Origin of the sequence: Bradyrhizobium genosp. SA-3, from assembly GCF_004212635.1 — a bacterium.
Taxonomy (GTDB): domain Bacteria; phylum Pseudomonadota; class Alphaproteobacteria; order Rhizobiales; family Xanthobacteraceae; genus Bradyrhizobium.
On the sequence record NZ_PSRT01000094.1, the window covers coordinates 1 to 18,248 of the forward strand.

Annotated in this window: 14 protein-coding genes and 3 pseudogenes; 11 read left to right on the plus strand and 6 right to left on the minus strand. The window is 63.4% G+C overall.

Translation table 11 applies throughout. The annotated features are described in order from the left end of the window. Positions 1-302 (plus strand): annotated as a pseudogene (locus tag CWO91_RS28285) (transketolase); the annotation flags it as partial. 288 nt (positions 303-590) lie between these two features. Beyond that, a pseudogene (locus CWO91_RS28290) lies at positions 591-2,019 on the plus strand (aldehyde dehydrogenase family protein). Positions 2,020-2,322: 303 nt separating this feature from the next. Here the strand turns inward: CWO91_RS28290 and CWO91_RS28295 are convergent. Beyond that, complete coding sequence (locus tag CWO91_RS28295) at positions 2,323-3,303, minus strand: SMP-30/gluconolactonase/LRE family protein (protein ID WP_130218230.1); 981 nt, start codon at positions 3,301-3,303, stop codon at positions 2,323-2,325. Positions 3,304-3,393: 90 nt separating this feature from the next. Between CWO91_RS28295 and CWO91_RS28300 the strand changes: the two genes are divergently transcribed. Beyond that, positions 3,394-4,218, plus strand: coding sequence for an NAD-dependent epimerase/dehydratase family protein (locus CWO91_RS28300; protein WP_130218232.1), 825 nt, complete (start codon positions 3,394-3,396; stop codon positions 4,216-4,218). Between the two features lie 158 nt (positions 4,219-4,376). On the opposite strand, the gene CWO91_RS28305 is transcribed toward CWO91_RS28300, so the two are convergent. Further along, positions 4,377-5,333, minus strand: coding sequence for a LysR family transcriptional regulator (locus CWO91_RS28305; protein WP_245471402.1), 957 nt, complete (start codon positions 5,331-5,333; stop codon positions 4,377-4,379). A gap of 230 nt (positions 5,334-5,563) precedes the next feature. Between CWO91_RS28305 and CWO91_RS28310 the strand changes: the two genes are divergently transcribed. The 3 genes from CWO91_RS28310 to CWO91_RS28320 are packed head-to-tail and all read left to right on the plus strand — an operon-like array spanning position 5,564 to position 8,055. Further along, positions 5,564-6,784: an ABC transporter substrate-binding protein gene (locus CWO91_RS28310; protein ID WP_130218236.1), complete on the plus strand. Its 1,221-nt coding sequence runs from the start codon at positions 5,564-5,566 to the stop codon at positions 6,782-6,784. A gap of 23 nt (positions 6,785-6,807) precedes the next feature. Further along, a complete protein-coding gene (locus CWO91_RS28315) occupies positions 6,808-7,488 on the plus strand; it encodes a nitroreductase (protein ID WP_245471403.1) in 681 nt (226 codons plus the stop codon). Between the two features lie 24 nt (positions 7,489-7,512). Next, positions 7,513-8,055, plus strand: a complete 543-nt coding sequence (locus tag CWO91_RS28320) for a DUF4863 family protein (protein ID WP_130218240.1) — start codon at positions 7,513-7,515, stop codon at positions 8,053-8,055. Positions 8,056-8,227: 172 nt separating this feature from the next. On the opposite strand, the gene CWO91_RS28325 is transcribed toward CWO91_RS28320, so the two are convergent. The 3 genes from CWO91_RS28325 to CWO91_RS28335 all read right to left on the minus strand — a co-directional run bounded on the left by CWO91_RS28325 (position 8,228) and on the right by CWO91_RS28335 (position 10,883). After that, positions 8,228-8,788, minus strand: coding sequence for a hypothetical protein (locus CWO91_RS28325; protein ID WP_245471405.1), 561 nt, complete (start codon positions 8,786-8,788; stop codon positions 8,228-8,230). 54 nt (positions 8,789-8,842) lie between these two features. Next, the gene (locus CWO91_RS28330; RefSeq protein ID WP_130218242.1) at positions 8,843-10,012 is read right to left on the minus strand and encodes a TAXI family TRAP transporter solute-binding subunit; all 1,170 of its coding nucleotides are present in this window, start codon (positions 10,010-10,012) and stop codon (positions 8,843-8,845) included. Between the two features lie 184 nt (positions 10,013-10,196). Next, positions 10,197-10,883 carry a GntR family transcriptional regulator gene (locus CWO91_RS28335; protein ID WP_130218244.1) on the minus strand — a complete coding sequence of 229 codons (687 nt, stop codon included), beginning with the start codon at positions 10,881-10,883 and terminating at the stop codon, positions 10,197-10,199. A gap of 177 nt (positions 10,884-11,060) precedes the next feature. Here CWO91_RS28335 and CWO91_RS28340 point away from each other — a divergent pair, with 177 nt between their 5' ends. From CWO91_RS28340 to CWO91_RS28355, 4 genes and pseudogenes are all read left to right on the plus strand, one after another. Next, positions 11,061-12,779 carry an IlvD/Edd family dehydratase gene (locus CWO91_RS28340; protein ID WP_165405760.1) on the plus strand — a complete coding sequence of 573 codons (1,719 nt, stop codon included), beginning with the start codon at positions 11,061-11,063 and terminating at the stop codon, positions 12,777-12,779. Positions 12,780-12,839: 60 nt separating this feature from the next. After that, positions 12,840-13,848 (plus strand): annotated as a pseudogene (locus tag CWO91_RS28345) (TRAP transporter substrate-binding protein). 152 nt (positions 13,849-14,000) lie between these two features. Continuing rightward, positions 14,001-14,579 (plus strand): TRAP transporter small permease, encoded by a 579-nt coding sequence (locus CWO91_RS28350; RefSeq protein ID WP_130218248.1) that lies wholly within the window; start codon positions 14,001-14,003, stop codon positions 14,577-14,579. After that, positions 14,576-15,916: a TRAP transporter large permease gene (locus tag CWO91_RS28355; protein ID WP_130218250.1), complete on the plus strand. Its 1,341-nt coding sequence runs from the start codon at positions 14,576-14,578 to the stop codon at positions 15,914-15,916. The genes CWO91_RS28350 and CWO91_RS28355 overlap by 4 nt, the downstream gene beginning before the upstream one ends. Before the next feature lie 17 nt (positions 15,917-15,933). On the opposite strand, the gene CWO91_RS28360 is transcribed toward CWO91_RS28355, so the two are convergent. After that, complete coding sequence (locus tag CWO91_RS28360; RefSeq protein ID WP_165405761.1) at positions 15,934-16,728, minus strand: enoyl-CoA hydratase/isomerase family protein; 795 nt, start codon at positions 16,726-16,728, stop codon at positions 15,934-15,936. A 228-nt stretch (positions 16,729-16,956) separates the two neighbouring features. Here CWO91_RS28360 and CWO91_RS28365 point away from each other — a divergent pair, with 228 nt between their 5' ends. Continuing rightward, the gene (locus CWO91_RS28365; protein ID WP_130218252.1) at positions 16,957-18,177 is read left to right on the plus strand and encodes an NAD(P)/FAD-dependent oxidoreductase; all 1,221 of its coding nucleotides are present in this window, start codon (positions 16,957-16,959) and stop codon (positions 18,175-18,177) included. Positions 18,178-18,248 lie beyond the last annotated feature (71 nt).

The window sequence follows — 18,248 nt, forward strand, 5'->3', positions numbered from 1 at the left end:
CGCGAAAATTGCGGCGCGACCGCCGCGGCGTGCAGCATCTCAGCCCCATCGAAAAACTGCTGGCGCCGTTGCCGCGCGACTGCGGCATCGTGACCGTGATCGACGGCCATCCCTCCGCGCTCGGCTGGCTCGGCAGCGTCCGTGGCCACCGCGTCGAGGCACTCGGCGTCGAGCAGTTCGGCCAGACCGGCACGATCGCAGACCTCTACCGCCACTACGGCCTGGATGCCAACGCCATCATCGATGCGGCCGAAAGCCTCACCACCGGCGCGCCGGTGCTGCATCGGAAGATGGCGGTGTAAAATATCGTCGCCCCGGCGAAGGCCGGGGCCCATACGCCGCTGCGGGTGTTGTAGACGACAGGTGTTAGTCGCCTGAGCAAACCAACGAGATTCGGTGGTTATGGGTCCCGGCCTTCGCCGGGACGACATCGTGGTTGGGTTGCCACCTTGCCACGTTCCCGCCACCGGCTCATATAACCACCGTCCGCCGCAACGCTGGCCCCGCATATGGCGGGTTCAATTGCTGGCGCTTTCGTGCAAGGATGCCTGCCGAAACGCCCCCTCCAAGCCCCCAAGAAGAGGTTAACGATGGTCAATCGCATGCAATTCTACATCGACGGCGCCTGGGTCGATCCCGCCGTCAAGAAGTCCACCGCCGTGATCAATCCGGCGACGGAAGAGGCGATGTACGAGGTTGCGCTGGGCTCCAAGGCCGACGTGGACAAGGCCGTGGCTGCCGCCAAGCGCGCCTTTGCGACGTTCTCCCAGACCAGCCGCGAAGAGCGCGTCGCGCTGTTCTCCAAGATCATCGAGATCTACAAGGGCCGGCTCAAGGAGATCGGCGCTGCCGTCTCCGACGAGATGGGCGCGCCGCTGCCGATGGCGGAAAAGCTCCAGGCCGGCGCCGGCCTCGGCCATCTCATGACCACGCTCGACGTGCTCAAGAACTATCATTTCGAGGAGCCGGTCGGCACCGCCATGGTGCTGCGCGAGCCGATCGGTGTGGTCGGCATGATCACGCCCTGGAACTGGCCGCTCAATCAGATCGCCTGCAAGGTCGCGCCCGCGCTCGCCGCCGGCTGCACCATGATCCTGAAGCCGTCGGAGTTCACCCCGACCTCGGCGCTGATCTTCGCGGAGATCCTCCATGAGGCCGGCGTGCCGAAGGGCGTGTTCAACCTCGTCAACGGCCTCGGCCCCGAGGTCGGCGCCGCCATGAGCGAGCACCCCGATATCGACATGATCTCCTTCACCGGCTCGACCCGCGCCGGCATCGACGTGGCGAAGCGCGCGGCTCCCACCGTGAAGCGCGTCAGCCAGGAGCTCGGCGGCAAGTCGCCGAACGTCATCCTCGAAGGTGCCGACCTCACGAAGGCGGTGACCGGCGGCGTGATGCACATGTTCAACAACTCCGGCCAGTCGTGCAACGCGCCCTCGCGCATGATCGTGCCGGCCTCGAAGATGAAGGAAGTCGCCGCGATCGCGAAGGCCGTCGCCGACAAGACCAAGGCCGGTGATCCCCGCGCCGAAGGCACCACCATCGGCCCGGTCGTCAACCGCGGCCAGTGGGACAAGATCCAGGGGCTGATCAAGAAGGGCATCGACGAGGGCGCGACGCTCGTCGCCGGCGCCCGGCCTGCCCGAAGGCGTCAACAAGGGCTTCTATGTCCGCCCGACCATCTTCGCCGACGTCACCCCTGACATGACGATCGCCCGTGAAGAGATCTTCGGACCGGTGCTGACCATCATCGGCGCCAAGGACGAGGCCGACGCGGTGAAGATCGCCAACGACACGCCGTATGGTCTTGCCGGCTACGTCTCGGCCGACACGGTGGAAAGCGCCAAGCGCGTTGCCCGCCAGATCCGCGCCGGCAACGTCAACCTCCAGGGCGTGCCCAACGACCGCACCGCGCCGTTCGGCGGCTACAAGCAGTCCGGCAACGGCCGTGAGTGGGGCAAGTACGGCCTAGAGGACTTCCTCGAAGTGAAGGCCGTCGCCGGCTTCAACGCGGCGTAAGTTTTAGCGCGTGAACAACATGACGCCGGAGCGGCAAACCGCTCCGGCGTTTTTGTTTCGTCATTGCGAGGAGCCCTTGCGACGAAGCAATCCAGGCTGTCTCCGCGGAAACAGTCTGGATTGCTTCCGCCTTCGCCAAAGGCTTCGGCGGACAAGTCGCTTCGCCCGTAATGACGGAGAACAGATCTCGTAGGGTGGGCAAAGGCGCGCTCTTCGCGCGACGTGCCCACCGTTCCGCGCCGAACGAGAACTGGTGGGCACGCTGCGCTTTGCCCACCCTACGAGACCGACACGGCCGAACGACTATCCCCCAACCGCGCCTTGCGTGTTCACATACAGCGCGTAGATCGACTGGCTCGCGGCCATGAACAGGCGGTTGCGCTTGACGCCGCCGAAGCAGAGATTGGCGCAGCGCTCGGGCAGCGCGATGCGGCCGATCATGACGCCGTCCGGCGCGAACACCACGACGCCGTCAAGCTCGGGATCGCCCATGCCCCAGCCGCACCAGAGATTGCCGTCGATGTCGCAGCGCATGCCGTCCGGCGTGCCGGGACCTGCATCGATGTGGACGCGCTTATTGGAGATCGTGGCGCCATCAGGCGAGACGTCATAGGCGAGGATCTTGCGGTTCGGTTGCCCGCGCGATTCCACGACGTATAGAATCTTCTCGTCGGGCGAGAAGCACAGCCCGTTCGGCCCCAGCACACCCTCGGCGACGATGGTCGCTTTACCGGTCGCGGGATCGAGCCGGTAGACGTTCGGCTCGATCTCGGGCTCGGCCTTGTAGCCCTCGTAATTGCCGAGCAGGCCGAAGGTCGGATCGGTGAACCAGATCGAGCCGTCCGATTTAACAACGACATCGTTCGGTGAGTTCAACCGCTTGCCGTTGAATTGATCCATCAGCACGGTGATGCTGCCGTCATATTCGGTGCGCACCACGCGGCGACCGCCATGCTCGCAGGTGACGAGCCGGCCCTGACGATCCCTGGTGTTGCCATTGGCGAAATTCGAGGGCTTTCGGAACACGCTGACGGCGCCGGTTTCCTCCTCCCACTTGAGGATGCGCTGGTTCGGGATGTCGCTGCACAGGAGATAGCGCCCGTCGCCGAACCACACCGGCCCCTCGGCCCAGCGCAGGCCGGTCGCGAGCCGCTCCACCGCCGAAAGTTTCAGCCAGTATTTTTCGAAGCGGGGATCGAGTGCACGTATCGCCGGATCGGGGTAACAGGTCGCCGGCCGCCAGCCTTGCGGCCGTTCTTGGGTGTGGGACGATGCATCGTTCATGCGCAGTCTCGTTGTTGCGTTCCCTCTGTCCAAGTCTGCTAGCATCAGATATCTACGGCCGCAAATCGGTCGCTACTTATGAGGAAAGACATGCCGCGCATCTTGATGACAGGAGCTTCGGGCGGAATTGGAACGCGCCTGCGGAAACTGCTGCCGCCGATCTACCCGGACCTCCTGCTGAGCGACATCCGCAAGCCGGCCGATCTCGGCCCCGACGAGCAGTTCAAAGCGGCGGACCTGTCCGATATGGCGCAGGTCGAGGCGATCTGCGAGGGCGTCGACGGCATCATCCATTTCGGCGGCTATTCGGTCGAGGGTCCCTGGGACGACATCCTCCAGGCCAACATCATCGGCTGCTACAATCTGTTCGAGGCCGCGTACCGCAAGGGCGTCAAGCGCGTGGTGTTCGCCTCGTCCAATCACGCCGTCGGCTTCTATCCGCGCCACCACAAGATCGGCACCGACGTCACCCCGCGCCCCGACGGCCGCTATGGCGTCAGCAAGGTGTTCGGCGAAGCCGTCGGCGCGCTCTATGCCGACAAGCACGGGCTGAAGGTGACTTGCCTGCGCATCGGCAATTTCGGCGACATGCCGCTCGACCAGCGCCGGCTCGCGATCTGGCTCAAGCCCGACGACCTCGTGCAGCTCTGCCAGATCGGGCTCGAGCATCCCGACATCCATTTCGAGATATTCTACGGCGTGTCCCTGAACGAGCGCGCCTGGTGGGACAACCACCGCGCCTACGCGTTCGGCTACCGCCCCACCGGCCGCTCCGAGGATCATGTGGCGCATGCCATGGCCGAGCAGGCCAAGCTCAAGCCCGACCCGATCGGCGACCACTATCAGGGCGGCGCCTTCTGCAGCAGCGAGTTCGATGGCGATGCGAGCCGGATCATCGACTGGAATAAGCGGTAGGGCTGTTGATGTAGCCTAGGCTCTCGCCACCATGCAGGTGCACTCCCTCGCCCCGTTTTTACGGGGAGAGGGTGAGGGCTTTCACCGCGAGGACCGTGAGAGTTGGACTCGCGGAAGTCTGTGCCCTTGTTCAGCAGTACTTCCGTCAGGTCGTCATCCTAGCCGCCGCGTCTGAGGTTCTCAGCGGCGCGTCTAAGGACGTCATGGAGCCATTCGTGCGAGGGCTCGCCGTCGACACGCTCGTGCCATAGCAGCCGGACCTCCAGCGGAGTCGCCGTGTAGGGAAGCTCGTACGTCGCGATCGGATAGTTTTGTTCCAGTGCTTGCGCAAGCGGGCGCGGAACGATGGCCGCCAATTCGGAATCCCGAAGCAGCCCGGGGACGGCTAGAAAATGCGGCAATGACACCGCCATCCGCGGCGGCCGGTCGCTCTCGGCGAGTGCCCGCTCGAGCGCATCGCGGTCGTACATTTCCGAGCGCCGCGCCAGGCCGCGCTCGGAAATGAAGCCGCCGATCGCGCCCTCCTGCTCTCCACCGAAGGAGACCACCACCAGCGGCAGCCGTGCAAGCATCGCCTTGTCCAGCCGACCAAGCTTGCGCTTTTTGCCGACAATCAGCACGTCGTCATATTCGAATAGCAGCGACGTGCGGAAACGGCTCGGCGGAAGCGAGAAGACGCCGATCGCAACGTCGATGCGACCGAGGTCGATCTGCTCGGCAAGGTCGATCCGCGTGACCGGCTTGATGGTCAGGTCAATGTGGGGCGCCTCGCGCCCGAGTATCTTCAAGAGAGGCGACGCCAACACCATCGTGGCGAAGTCATTGGCAGCCAGCGTAAACTGCTTGGTTGACGTCGCCGGAACGAAGGTCGGCAGTTCCACAGCCGCCTCGAGCACGCGTAGCGCCTCACGAATTTGGGGGGCCATCGTCAAGGCCCGCGCCGTCGGTTGCATGCCCGCGGCCGTGCGCACGAACAGCTCATCTTCCAGCATCTCTCGAAGCCGGGCGAGCGAGTGGCTTACGGCGGACTGGCTGAGCGCGACTTTCTGGCTGGCGCGCAATACGCTCCTTTCGTCCATGACGGCGTCGAACACTTTGAGCAGATTCAGGTCCAATGTCTTGAATGAAACCGACACGATGAGGATCCAGTTGATGGCTGACGGCGCGCCGCGACGGCGACCAGTTAAGGTCAGGGGCGCCGTAGATGCAACCGGTGCAAACGATCGAACCAAGCCTTGAGTCCCGGGCAAACTGAAGGAGGTTCAGGATCAATCTGCAAGAGTTTCACTTCCGCAAGAGACCGATCCCGGCATTATTCAATCGCTGTGTTCGGAGGAGGTGAGCCATGCGATCGACCGCGACGACAGGTACCGGTAAGGCGGTTGTTGCGACGTTGATTTCGCTGGTGCTCACGACCGCCGCGATTGCCGACGAGGCACCGATCAAGCTCGGGGTGCTGACCGACATGTCCTCGCTCTATGCCGACAATGGCGGGCAAGGGTCAGTGGTCGCGGCGCAAATGGCCGTTGACGATTTCAAGGGCAGGGTTTTGGGGCGTCCCGTCCAGATCATTGCCGGCGACCACCAGAACAAGGCTGACGTAGGATCGGTGATTGCACGGCGCTGGATCGAGAACGAGGGTGTCGAGGTGATTCTCGATGTCCCCAATTCGGCCGTCGCGTTGGCTGTACAAGGCATTACCCGTGACAAGAAGAAGCTGTTTCTCGCCACTGGCGCCGCCACTTCGCGCCTCACCGGCGACGAATGCTCGCTGACCGGCATTCACTGGACCTACGATACCTTTGCTTTGTCGCAGGGCATAACCAAAGCGATCGCGCGCCTTGGCGCAAAGACTTGGTTCTTCCTCTCCGCTGATTATTCGCTGGGCGCACAGCTCGAGGCCGATAGCCGCCGGGTCATCGGCGCGACCGGTGGCAAGGTCGTGGGCGCGGTCAAGCATCCTATCAACACGCCGGATTTCTCCTCCTTCCTGCTGCAAGCGCAATCTTCGAAGGCGGATGTGATCGCACTGGCCGATGCTGGCGGTGATTTCATCAATGCGGTCAAGCAGGCCGGCGAGTTCGGGATCACGCGCGGGCAAAAGCTTGCCGGTCTGATCGTTTTCATCGCCGACATTCACAGTCTGGGATTGCAGAGTGCTCAAGGCTTGATGCTCAGCTCGGCATTCTACTGGGATATGAACGACGACACGCGTGCATGGTCGAGGCGCTTCATCGAGAAGACCCAGAAGGTCCCGACCATGATCCATGCCGGCACTTACGGCGCGGTGATGCACTATCTCAAGGCGGCCGAAGCGGCGGGCACGCTCGATGGACCTGCCGTTGCCGCCAAGATGCGCGAGATGCCGGTGAATGATTTCATGACGAAGAATGGCCGGATCCGCGAAGACGGCAGATTGATCCGGGACATGTATCTCTTCCGGGTCAAGTCACCGCAGCAATCGAAACATAAGTTCGACTACTATGAGCTGCTCGCGACCATTCCCGGAGAAGAGGCCTTCAGGCCGATGGAGGACGGAGGATGTCCGCTCCTGAAGAAGCCGTGATGGCTGGAGATGAGGCGCGTATCGTGGCGCCGAGCCCGATCGACGCGATCCTGACCGGCCGGTTTGCATGCCGCCAGTTCTGCAACGCTCCGGTCGCCCGACGAACGATCGAGCAGATCCTCCGTGTCGCGCGATTCGCGCCCAGCGGTGCGAACATCCAGCCCTGGCACGTCTACGTGCTGACAGGCGAGGTCAAGGGCAAGGTGTCGGCGGCGCTGCTGGAGGCGCATGAGACCTCTCGTGACGAACACGTCTCAGAGTACAAATACTACGCCAGCGATTTACCCGGTCTGTATCTCAAACGGCGGCAGGAGTTCGGCCGATTGTTCTATGGCTCGCTCGGGATCCATCAAGCCGATTCAGAGGGGAGGAGCAGACAGACCGCGAAGAATTACACATTCTTCGGCGCGCCCGTGGGATTGATCGTGACCATCGACCGTCGCCTGGAAGTCGGTAGCTGGCTCGACCTCGGAATGTTCGTGCAGAACATAATGCTCGCGGCGGCAGGACGCGGGCTTCAATCGTGCCCGCAGGAAACGTTCGCAAAATACCATCGAATCCTGCGCCCACTGCTGTCGATTCCGGCAGAGCAAATGGTGGTGTGCGGCATCTCGATCGGCAAGGCCAAGCTTCAGGGGCAGGACAGAGTGATGCCGCGGGCGGACATCGATGAGTTCGCGACGTTCCTTGGTTTCGAAGATTGAAGCTTGGTCGAATAGGAGATCATGATGCAAAGCCGAGAAGAACTGATCCAGCGCAGCATTCCGTTCCTCCGGGAGGTCAAGGACATGACCCCGGGAGCTGAGATGGAGCGTTGGCTCAACGAGACATATGGGGAAGAGAGCGCGCTCTATCAGGATCTCGCTCGCCTGATCAAGGTCGGGGTCGAGGAAGGATGGGCCGCAAACCAGGAAGTGGACGGCCCAAACTACCGGCGCAGCCGCATCGTAGAGCCGACGGCCGACACGTTCCAGTTCAGCATCACTGCTGTGTACATGAACAGCGCCGATCCGCGCCGCTTCAAGGACGAGGACGACCACGACGTGTTGCGGGGACAATATCACGGCCATCCCTACGGCGAGCTCAACCTTGTGGTCCCCTTGAACAAGGGTGCGGAGTTGAAGGGATTACAGGGTTGGCAGGGAGCCGGCTGGACGGCGCCTGATCCAGGCAGCAGGCACTATCCTGAAGTCAGGGGCGGCGCGGTCATTGCACTGTTCTATCTGCCGGCTGGGCGCATCTCATACGATTTCAAGGCGCCTGCCGGATGATTGCGCGATGCGAAGCGCTCGGGGCGCGCTCGTCAATTCCTGACAATTGCTGCGGCCGGGCAAGCGCCCGGCTGCGGCTCAAGGCGGGCAATTGTGGCCGATCAACGCATGCCCATGAGCGCTGGCGCAGATCGTCAGCGACTGCCCGTGTGATCGCATGACCTGTCGCACGTCATTTCGCAACGCGCGATTCTTGTTTCTTGGTCACATGCCAGAGCACCACATGGTAATGCGGCACATCCACGCCGGGGTGACCCGCGTTGAAGTATAGGCTGACATGATCAACTGGTGCCGCGGACCCCGCCCCCTCCAATGACTTGTGATCGTCGATGTCCTTGTTCGGGACCATGTACACGGTCGCCACCAAGCGATCCCTGCGATCGAAGCACAGGAACGGCCCCAGCGGCAAAGTGTCGGGCTTGACGAAGATGATGCCGAGGCCCGGAAAGAATTTCGGGAAGTTCACGAGATCGCTGACCCGCTTGTATCCGCTTTTTTCGGCGACCTTCCGCTGATTTGGCGGCCGACGGACGACTTCGGGCTTCTCTTCGTGCTTCCTGTGCGCCTTGCTGCTTCGGTGAGGGGCTGTCCTGGTTTGATCGACCTTGGCGGCCGGCGGCGCGGTGGCCGGTCCGAACGTCTGCGGCGCTGGCGGCAAGAAGGGCGCAAATTGGGCGGCAGGACGCCTCACGTCTGCGATCAAGGCGAGCAACGCAACCAGGGCTGCCTTCATAAGCGCGTTGCGCATCGACACCTCCCCGAGATTTGCCTGCCAAGTTTTGCTCACTTATTCCGGATTGCGTTCTCGCCAGCGAAGGAAGTCCCGGAACAATTCTTCGCGGTCTGGCGGATTGGCGGTCGGCTTTCCCTCGAGAAACCGGCCGAACGCCTTGCGAAGCGCGGCCTCGCCGCCGGATTGCTGCTGCAGCCAGCGCTCTGCCGGTCGGAATCGTTGCCATCCCGGGAGCAGCGCGGCCAGGTTCACCTCGCGCCATTTGGGATGATGTGCGCCGCCGAGAAATTCGGGAAAGCGCGCGAACAATGTCTGGACGAAGAATTCCAGCAACCGAAATCGCTCGTTGCCGCTTGGCCAGTTGTAGGCGAAGAGAGCGGATTTGATCGCGATCGTGTCGACACTTGCTTCGGCCGCGATGATGTTCGGGTAGTCCTGATGGCGAAGCGTCGATGGCAGATAGTCTTGTTGCAGCAGCTCTTTGGAGTAGGGGATGGGCAGGAGGTGAATATCATCGAGCTGCGAGATCTGCGTCAGGAAGTTGACCGGTTTTCCTGAGACCAACAGAGCGGCGGAGAGATCTCCCTTCCTCAGACCATCCAGCGCGGCCTGCGGTCCCAAGTTCGACTCGCTGACCTTGACGCCCAGACGGTTCAACAATTCGCGGCCGAGGATGGCGCCGGCACTGCCGTCGTCCCCGAGATTGACCCTCTTTCCCGACAGCTCCGACAGACTTCTGATCTCCGGCCGCGCGAGAAGATGGAACTCTTCGATATGGAGCGGGGCAATGTAGGTCAGCTTGTCAGAGATATCTCCGAAGGTCCTTGTCTCCCGGAGCCGGTCGACCAGGACGACGGGCGCGATCGCCACGTCGGCACCTGCGAGGGTGAGCACATCAAGGACGTTGCGGATACCGCCGTTTCCCACGATGGGCAGGACCCGCAAGGCGACCTCGCCATGCGGACCCGTCTCCTGGCCACTGGCCAGTGTGGTCGCAATGTCCTGAGCTATCGCGAATTCAGTGCATTGCGGCGTACCGGTTACGAATCCCACCGTATACGGATCCGCAGATCGTCCCGTTTCCTTCCGCGGGGTGATTTCTTTTCGCAGAGCTTTCCCGGTTTCACTCGGAGACGCGGGCAGCCGCTTTTGTGCGAGGGACTCCTGGACCTGTCCGCCGAGCCAGGCCGCTGCAATCAACGCGATGAACAAACCGGCCCGCATCGCTCCGCAGACCCTCATTGTTCAAATAGCCGGCCCTCCCTTGGGCCGACATGCTCCGATCGATCGTCACCGGCCACGTCCAAAGCACGACGGGCGAATGAAGCTCGCTCGAGCCTTCCAACGCGCCGGGGCTTGCGACGTTCCGGCGCGCGTATACGGCTCGTTTCGTGGCGGGAAGCCCCACCTAGAGCCCGGCCTCATCCTCAGCGATACGCTTGAGATAATCCGACTTGCTGAATTGCATGTGGTCGACACACAGCTGCGCCAGCGCCCAGCTGTCGCGGCCCTTGAGCAGCTCGATCATCAGCTCGTGCTGGCGCCGCGATTGTGCGAGGCCGTCGCGGTCGGCGAGATTCTTTGCGCGCATCGGTAGCGTCAGGTTCATGTAGTCCTGGAGCGAGCGCACCAGATACGGATTGCCGCAGGCAGAAAACAGCGCGAGGTGGAAGGCGTCGTTGGCTTCATGGATGCCGCGCAGATCCTGCACGTCGGCCCTTGCGCAATATTGCCGTTGCAGCGCGGAGAGTTCGTCGATCAGGGCTTGCGGCGCGGGGAGGGGGATCATCAGCGCGGCCTGCCGGGTCAGCATCTCCCGCACCTCGTAGATCTGCCGGACTTCCTCCGCCGAGTAGAACCGAACCGTCGCGCCGACGTTCTTCTCGCGGCGGACGATGCCGCGCCGCTCGGCATCCACCAGCGCCTGACGCACGAAGTGCCTGGAGGTGCCGTAGCGCGACATCAGCGCGTCCTCGGTGAGGCGTGCGCCCGGTGCGAGGCGGCCGAAGATGATGTCCTCCTCCAGGCGCGCGACGACGTCGTCCGGATCGTCGCGCCGGACCGGCATGCTGTCTGCAGTGCGAATATCGGACATGCCCTCAGTCTCCCGGCGGTTGGCCGGTTTCGTCCTGTGGAGCAGGGGAGGCCTGGATTGTCAATAATTTGTACCACAACTGACGCCAAAAGTCAGAAAGTGCGACAATATTGGCCAATCTTATTGACAATCGAGGGACAGGCTGTACCACAATGGCAGGGTGAATGGAGTGGCATGATGACGAGTGGCTTGCGCAAGGGTCTGACGAGCTATGGCGATGCCGGCTTCTCGCTGTTCCTGCGCAAGGCGTTCATCAAGGCCATGGGCTATTCCGACGACGCGCTGGAGCGCCCGATCGTCGGCATCACCAACACCTATAGCGACTACAATCCCTGCCACGGCAACGTCCCCCAGATCATCGAAGCCGCCAAGCGCGGCGTGATGCTGTCGGGCGCGATGCCATTCGTATTCCCCACCATCTCGATTGCCGAGAGCTTTGCGCATCCGACCTCGATGTACTTACGCAATCTGATGGCGATGGACACCGAGGAGATGATCCGCGCCCAGCCGATGGATGCGGTGATCGTGATCGGCGGCTGCGACAAAACGCTGCCGGCGCAGGTGATGGCGGCGATCAGCACCGATTTGCCGACGATGGTCATTCCGGTCGGCCCCATGGTGGTCGGCCACCACAAGGGTGAGGTGCTGGGCGCCTGCACCGATTGCCGCAGGCTGTGGGCGAAATATCGCGCCAGCGACATGGACGATGCCGAGATCGAGGCGGTGAATGGCCGTCTCGCGCCGTCGGTCGGCACCTGCATGGTGATGGGCACGGCCTCGACCATGGCCTGCATGATCGAGGCGATGGGCCTGTCGTTGCCGATGAGCGCGACGATCCCGGCGCCGCATGCCGAGCGTTTCCGTCTGGCGGAGGCGAGCGGCAAGGTTGCCGCCGAGATGGCCAAGACCAAGGGGCCGAAGCCGAGCGAGTTGCTGACGCCGGCCTCGTTCAGGAATGCTCAGGTCGTGCTTCAGGCGATCGGCGGCTCGACCAACGGCCTGATCCATCTGACCGCGATGGCGCATCGCTCGCCGCATCGGCTCGATCTCGAAGTGTTCGACCAGATCGGCCGCGAGGTGCCGGTGCTGGTCGATCTCAAGCCGTCCGGCGAACATTACATGGAGCATTTCCATCACGCCGGTGGCGTGCCGAAATTGCTGGCGCAGCTCGGTGATCTCGTCGACCTCGACGCCAGGACCATCACCGGCCAGACGCTGCGCGATATCGCGGCGAATGCGGAGGACGTGCCCGGCCAGGACGCGATCCGTCCACGCGACAATCCGATCAAGACGGAAGGCGGTCTTGCCGTCCTGCACGGCAATCTCGCGCCGCGCGGTGCGGTGATCAAGCAGTCGGCCGCCAGTCCAAAACTGCTGCAGCATACCGGGCGCGCGGTGGTGTTCGAATCCGTCGAGGACATGACCCTGCGCGTCGACGATCCCGATCTCGACGTGAACTCCGACGACGTGCTGGTGCTGCGCAATGCCGGCCCCAAGGGTGCGCCGGGCATGCCCGAGGCGGGCTATCTGCCGATCCCGAAGAAGCTGGCGCGCGGCGGCACCAAGGACATGGTGCGCATTTCGGATGCGCGCATGAGCGGCACCGCGTTCGGCACCATCGTGCTGCACATCACACCGGAATCCGCCGTCGGCGGGCCGCTGGCGCTGGTGCAGAACGGCGACATGATCCGCCTCGATGTGGCCAAGCGCAGCATCGAGCTGCTGGTCGATGCGGCCGAGCTGGAGCAGCGGCGCGCCACGTTGAAACCGGCCGCAGCGCCGGAAGAGGCAAGGCGCGGCTACGCCTGGCTGTTCAACGAGACCATCATGCAGGCCGACGAGGGCTGCGACTTCGATTTCATGCAGAGGACTGGGAAGAAGACCGAGAAGGGCTGATAACACTCGAACGAGCGCTCAGACCGCACAATCGGCGGGCGATAAAACAGGGGGGAAACGATGATTGCGCGATCCATGCCAAGATTCTTACATGGGTTGGCGGCCATGGCCGCCGTGCTGTTCGTCACGGGGGCCGGGGGCACAGGAGGTGAAGCATTATCGCTTCGCCTATGACCAGCCGCGCAACACCGGCTATTCCATCGCGGGCGACCTCTTTGCCGAGAAGCTCAAGGAATTGAGCAAGGGCACCATGATCATCGACCAGTATCCGGGCGCGCAGCTCGGGCAGGAGCCGCAGGTGCTCCAGCTCGTGAAGGCCGGAGACGTCGAATTCTCGATCATTTCCTCAGCCAATACCGCGACGATCTCGCCGCAGGCCGGCGTGATGTCGCTGCACTATTTGTTCCGCGACGAGAACCACGTGATCAAGGGATTGGCCGATCCCCGCGTCTTCGAAGCGCTCAGGGCCATGATCGATGAGACCACGCAAGGCCTGCACGTCATCGCGACGGGATCGCAGGGTGTGCGCCATATGTACTCCAAGAAAGAGATCCACAACGTCGGCGACGTCAAGAGCCTGAAGGTCCGGGTGCAGGCCACCGCGACCGAGGACACCATGTTCCCCGCCTATGGCGCCCAGACTGTGCACATGCCGTTCGGCAGCGTCTACACAAGCTTGCAAACCGGCGTGGTCGACGCTGCCGAGAACAGCATCAATGTCTACCTCGTCAACAAGCATTACGAGGTCGCGCCCGTCCTCAACATCACCGAGCACGAGGCCAACAACGCGCTGGTGTTCGTCTCCGACAAGCTCTGGCAGAGCCTGTCGGCCGAGCAGAAGGGATGGGTGCAGACCGCGGCCAACGAGATCAGCACCAAGGAGCCGGCGAAAGCGTTCGAGCTTGAGCGAACCGCGGCTGAGAAGCTGAAGAAGATGGGCGTCAAGCTCGTTCAGGACGTCGACAAGAAGAGCTTTACGGCGATCGCCGATCCCTATCTCGACAAGCTCGCCAAGGAGCTCGGCCCGCATGCCGAGAAGATCAAGGATTTGATCCGGTCGATCAATTAAGGTCGCGAATGCCGCTCCCTCCCCGAGTCGTCCCGGCGAAAGCCGGGACCCATACTCCGCGGCGGCGCTTAGGGCACAGTAGCAGTCAGTTTTTTTCAACAACGTCGAGCTGCGTTTAGTTATGGGTCCCGGCCTTCGCCGGGACGACAATGATGGCCATCGCCGACAAACTGCTCGTTCAACGCCAGCGTCACCTGAAATGGCGTTGGCTCGACTGGCTCGAGCTTGCGCTGATGATCCTCTGCGGCCTGCTCTGCTTCGGCTTCTCACTGTCGGTGACTGCCGACATCGTCACCCGCACTATCGGACATCCCTGGCTGTGGCTGCAGGAGGTGACGTCGACGCTGTTCATCTACGCCATCTTCATCGGCACGGCGGCCGCGACCCGCCGCAACGATCACCTCTATCTCACCGCGATTTCCGAAGCGATGCACGGGACCCCGCGGCTCATCGTCGAGGTGATCATCCGCCTCGTCGTGCTCGGTGTCGCCTTCTGCCTGATCTGGTACGGCTACCAGAATTATCTGCGCGGCTTCGGCAGCTTTCGTCTACCGTCAGGCACGCCGATCGCCTCGCTCTATGCGATCATTCCGCTGTCGGGCGTGCTGATCGGCCTGTTCACCGTCGAGCAGCTCGTCAACGGCCTGCGCAACGGCTTTGACCATCCGGAGCCGCCCGAGGAGGATGGAACGCCCGTCGTCACCGACGCACAGATGAGGGCGCAGCCGTGAACGCTCCCATCGTCCTGGCCTTGATGACGGTCTGCTTCCTGTCCTTCGGCTATCTCGGCGTGCCGGTGCCGTTCTCGCTGATGGCCGGCGTCTTCATTGGCGCCCTGCTGTCTGACGTGTCGCTCGCCGCGATCATCCAGAAGATCTTTGACGGCGTCGATTCCGAGGCGCTGCTGGCGATCCCGTTCTTCCTCCTGGTCGGCGAGCTCATGAGCTCGGCCAATGTGGTGGTGCGGATCGCGAACCTCTCGGTGTCGCTGGTCGGGCATATCAGGGGCGGGCTGTCGCAGGTCGTGGTCGTCTTCAGCATGTTCTTCTCGGAGATGTCGGGCTCGACCACGGCCGACGTCGCCGTGATGAGCCGCGCGCTGGGCGGGCCGATGAAACGCGAGGGCTACGAGCCCGCCTTCATCGCCGCGATCATCGCCTCCGCATCCACGATTGCGGCGCTGGTGCCGCCGAGCATCACCGCGGTGGTCTACGGCGCGGTTGGCAACGTCTCGATCGCCGGCCTGTTCATGGCGGGCGTGGTGCCGGGCCTGATGATCGGCTTTGGCCTGATGATCTACTGCTACTTCTTCGGCCCCTCCGGCCTGCGCAAGCCGCGCGCGCCGCTGCGGCAGGTGGTGTTCGCCGCCGGCGATGCCGCGCTACCACTGATGATCCCCGTGATCCTGCTCGGCGGCATCCTGACCGGCTGGTTCACGCCGACGGAAGCCGGCGTCGTCGCCGTGGTCTGGATCGTCCTGGTCGTGATCCCCGCGCTCAATCGCGGGCATATCAGGAAAATCCCCTACGATTTCTGCCTGGCCGGCCTGATCTTCTCGCTGCCGCTGATCACGATCGGCGCTGCCAACGCCTTCGGCTGGATGCTGGCTTACCTGCGCGGGGCGACCTACATCGCCGAGTGGATCACCTCGATCGCCGGGAACGATCCGCATTTGATCATGCTGTTGATGGTGCTGCTTTTCACCATCGTCGGCGACTTCATCGAGCCGGTGCCGACCATCATCATTTTCATGCCGCTGGTCAATGCGCTGACGGAGGCCGGCGACATCAACGCCGTGCACATGGGGGTGGTGCTGATCGCGACGCTCGCCTTCGGCCTGATCACGCCGCCTTATGGGCTGGTGCTGCTGATGGCGTCGAAATTCGTCGGCATCAGTTTTGCCAAGGCCTTGCGGGCGGCGTTGCCGATCTATCTGGTGTTCCTGGCGACCATCGCGTTTGCGATCTATTTCCCGAGCGTGGTGCTGTGGCTGCCGCGGCACGTGCTTCCCGAGTCGGTCGGCTGCTTCAAGTCGCCGGCCGGCACGGGCTATATCTGTCCGCAGTAGGCCTGCTCGAGTGAACGCTACTTGCCCTTGCTGGTGAACTTCTTCACGGCGGTGCGGAACGCCTCCGTGTTCATCGCCATGATGATCTTGTGCTCCTCGGCATCTAACTGCTGCTTCACCGGCGTGGTCGCGGCCTGGTAGACCAGGGACTTTGTGCCGGCGATCGCCGCCGGCGGGTTCTGCGCCAGCCGCTCGGCGAGTTGCCGCGTCGCCGCCTTCAGCTCCGCGGCAGGAACAACCTTGGCGACCAGACCCCAATCGTGGGCCTGCTGCGCGGTAAAATTATCCTCGGCCAGGAAGATTTGCAGCGCGCGGCGGGAGCCGACCGTGCCGACGATGCCGACCGTCGAGCCGCCGTCCGGCGACACCCCGATCTTGGCATAGGCCGGCGTGAACTTGGCGTCGTCTGCGGCAATGCAGAGATCGGTGACGAAAGCGAGGCCCATGCCGGCGCCGGCGGCCGAGCCGTGCACGCTCGACAGCGAGATCTTTGGCATGCGGCGGAGGATCTCGATGAAGGCATGATAATGCTTGAGCAGTTCGCCGACCACGGGTGTCACCGTGCCCGCTTCGGCGGCAGCACCGATCGTCTGCAAATCGCCGCCGGCGCTGAAGGCACGGCCTTCACCTTCGAGGACGACGACGCGGATGCCGTCGTCGCCTTCGATTTGGGACGCGAGCTGTTCGAGCCTCTTCGCGATCGCGAGATTGATGGAATTGAACGCGGCGGGGCGGTTGAGTGTGATGGTCGCGATCGGGCCATCGATCCGCAGCAGGGCAGGATCATCGGGCTGGGAGACGGGAGCTGGCATCTTGAAATCCCCGGCAAGAGGTTCGTTGCTGCAACTAAATCGCAGAAGGCGAGGGGTGACAATCCCCGTCCGCCGCTCTTGCGCTGGGCGGAACGATAGGCTCAAATGGGCCCGCCTTCGCCAAGGGACGGACACGAGCGCCGGCTCCTCGTAAGGCCAGCAAATCAAAATCAGCGAGAGAGGAGACGACATGGGTCACGCTCGTGTCTCCGGAAGTGGGCTGTTGCAATGACGGATGGTCCGGTGATCATTGTCGGTGCTGGCCATGGCGGCTACCAGGTCGCGGCATCCCTGCGCCAGGCGGGCTTTTCGCAGCGCATCTGCCTGATCAATGACGAGGCGCATCTGCCTTATCAGCGGCCGCCGCTGTCCAAGGCCTACATCAAGGGCTCGGCCGGGCCGGAGAGCCTGATGTTCCGCCCCGAGAAGTTTTACCACGACCAGACCATCGAGCTGATCGCCGGCCGCGCGGTGTCGATCGACCGCGCGGGGCGGAAGCTGCATCTCGCCTCGGGCGAGACGCTGCCTTACGGCCACCTCGTGCTGGCCACAGGCGCGCGCAACCGCCTGCTCGACCTGCCCAACGCCAATCTGCCCGACGTGAAATATTTGCGCATCCTCGACGAGAGCGAGGCGCTGCGCCAGATCATCCCGTCGAAGACACGCGTCGTGGTCATCGGCGCCGGCTTCATCGGCCTCGAATTCGCGGCCACCGCGCGGATCAAGGGCCTCGAGGTCGACGTGCTCGAACTCGCCCCACGGGTGATGGCGCGCGCGGTGACGGCGGAGGTCTCGGAGTATTTTCAGGCGCGGCATCGCGAGGCCGGCATCCGCATTCACCTCGGTGTGCAGGCAACCAGCATCGAAGCGGAGGGCGGCAAGGTCACCGGCGTCTCCTTGAGCGACGGTCGGCATCTGCCTGCCGACCTCGTCGTGGTCGGCGTCGGCGTGCTGCCGAATATCGAGCTCGCGGCGGAGGCGGGGCTGCCCGTTGCCGCCGGCATCATCGTCGACGAATATCTCGCGACGGCTGATCCCAATATCTCCGCGATCGGTGATTGCGCGCTGTTCGCAAGCTCGCGCTTCGGCGGCTCGCTGCGGCTGGAATCGGTGCAGAACGCCACCGATCACGCCCGCTGCCTCGCGGCGCGGCTGACCGGCGACCGAAAGCCCTACGACGGCCATCCCTGGTTCTGGAGCGACCAGGGCGAGGACAAGCTCCAGATCGCCGGCCTCACCACCGGCTACGACCGCGTCGTGCTGCGCGGCGATCCCGCCAAGAAGGCGTTCTCGGCGTTCTGCTACCATGGCGACAAGCTGCTCGGCATCGAATCGATCAACCGCGCCGGCGACCACATGTTCGGCCGCCGCTTGCAGGCCATGGATCGCTCGATCACGCCGGAGCAGGCCGCCGATGAGAGTTTTGACCTGAAGAGCGCGCTGGCTTGAGTCTCTTCTCCCTCGCCCCGCTTGCGGGGAGAGGGTCGGGGTGAGGGGCTCTATCGGCGTATGCACTGGCA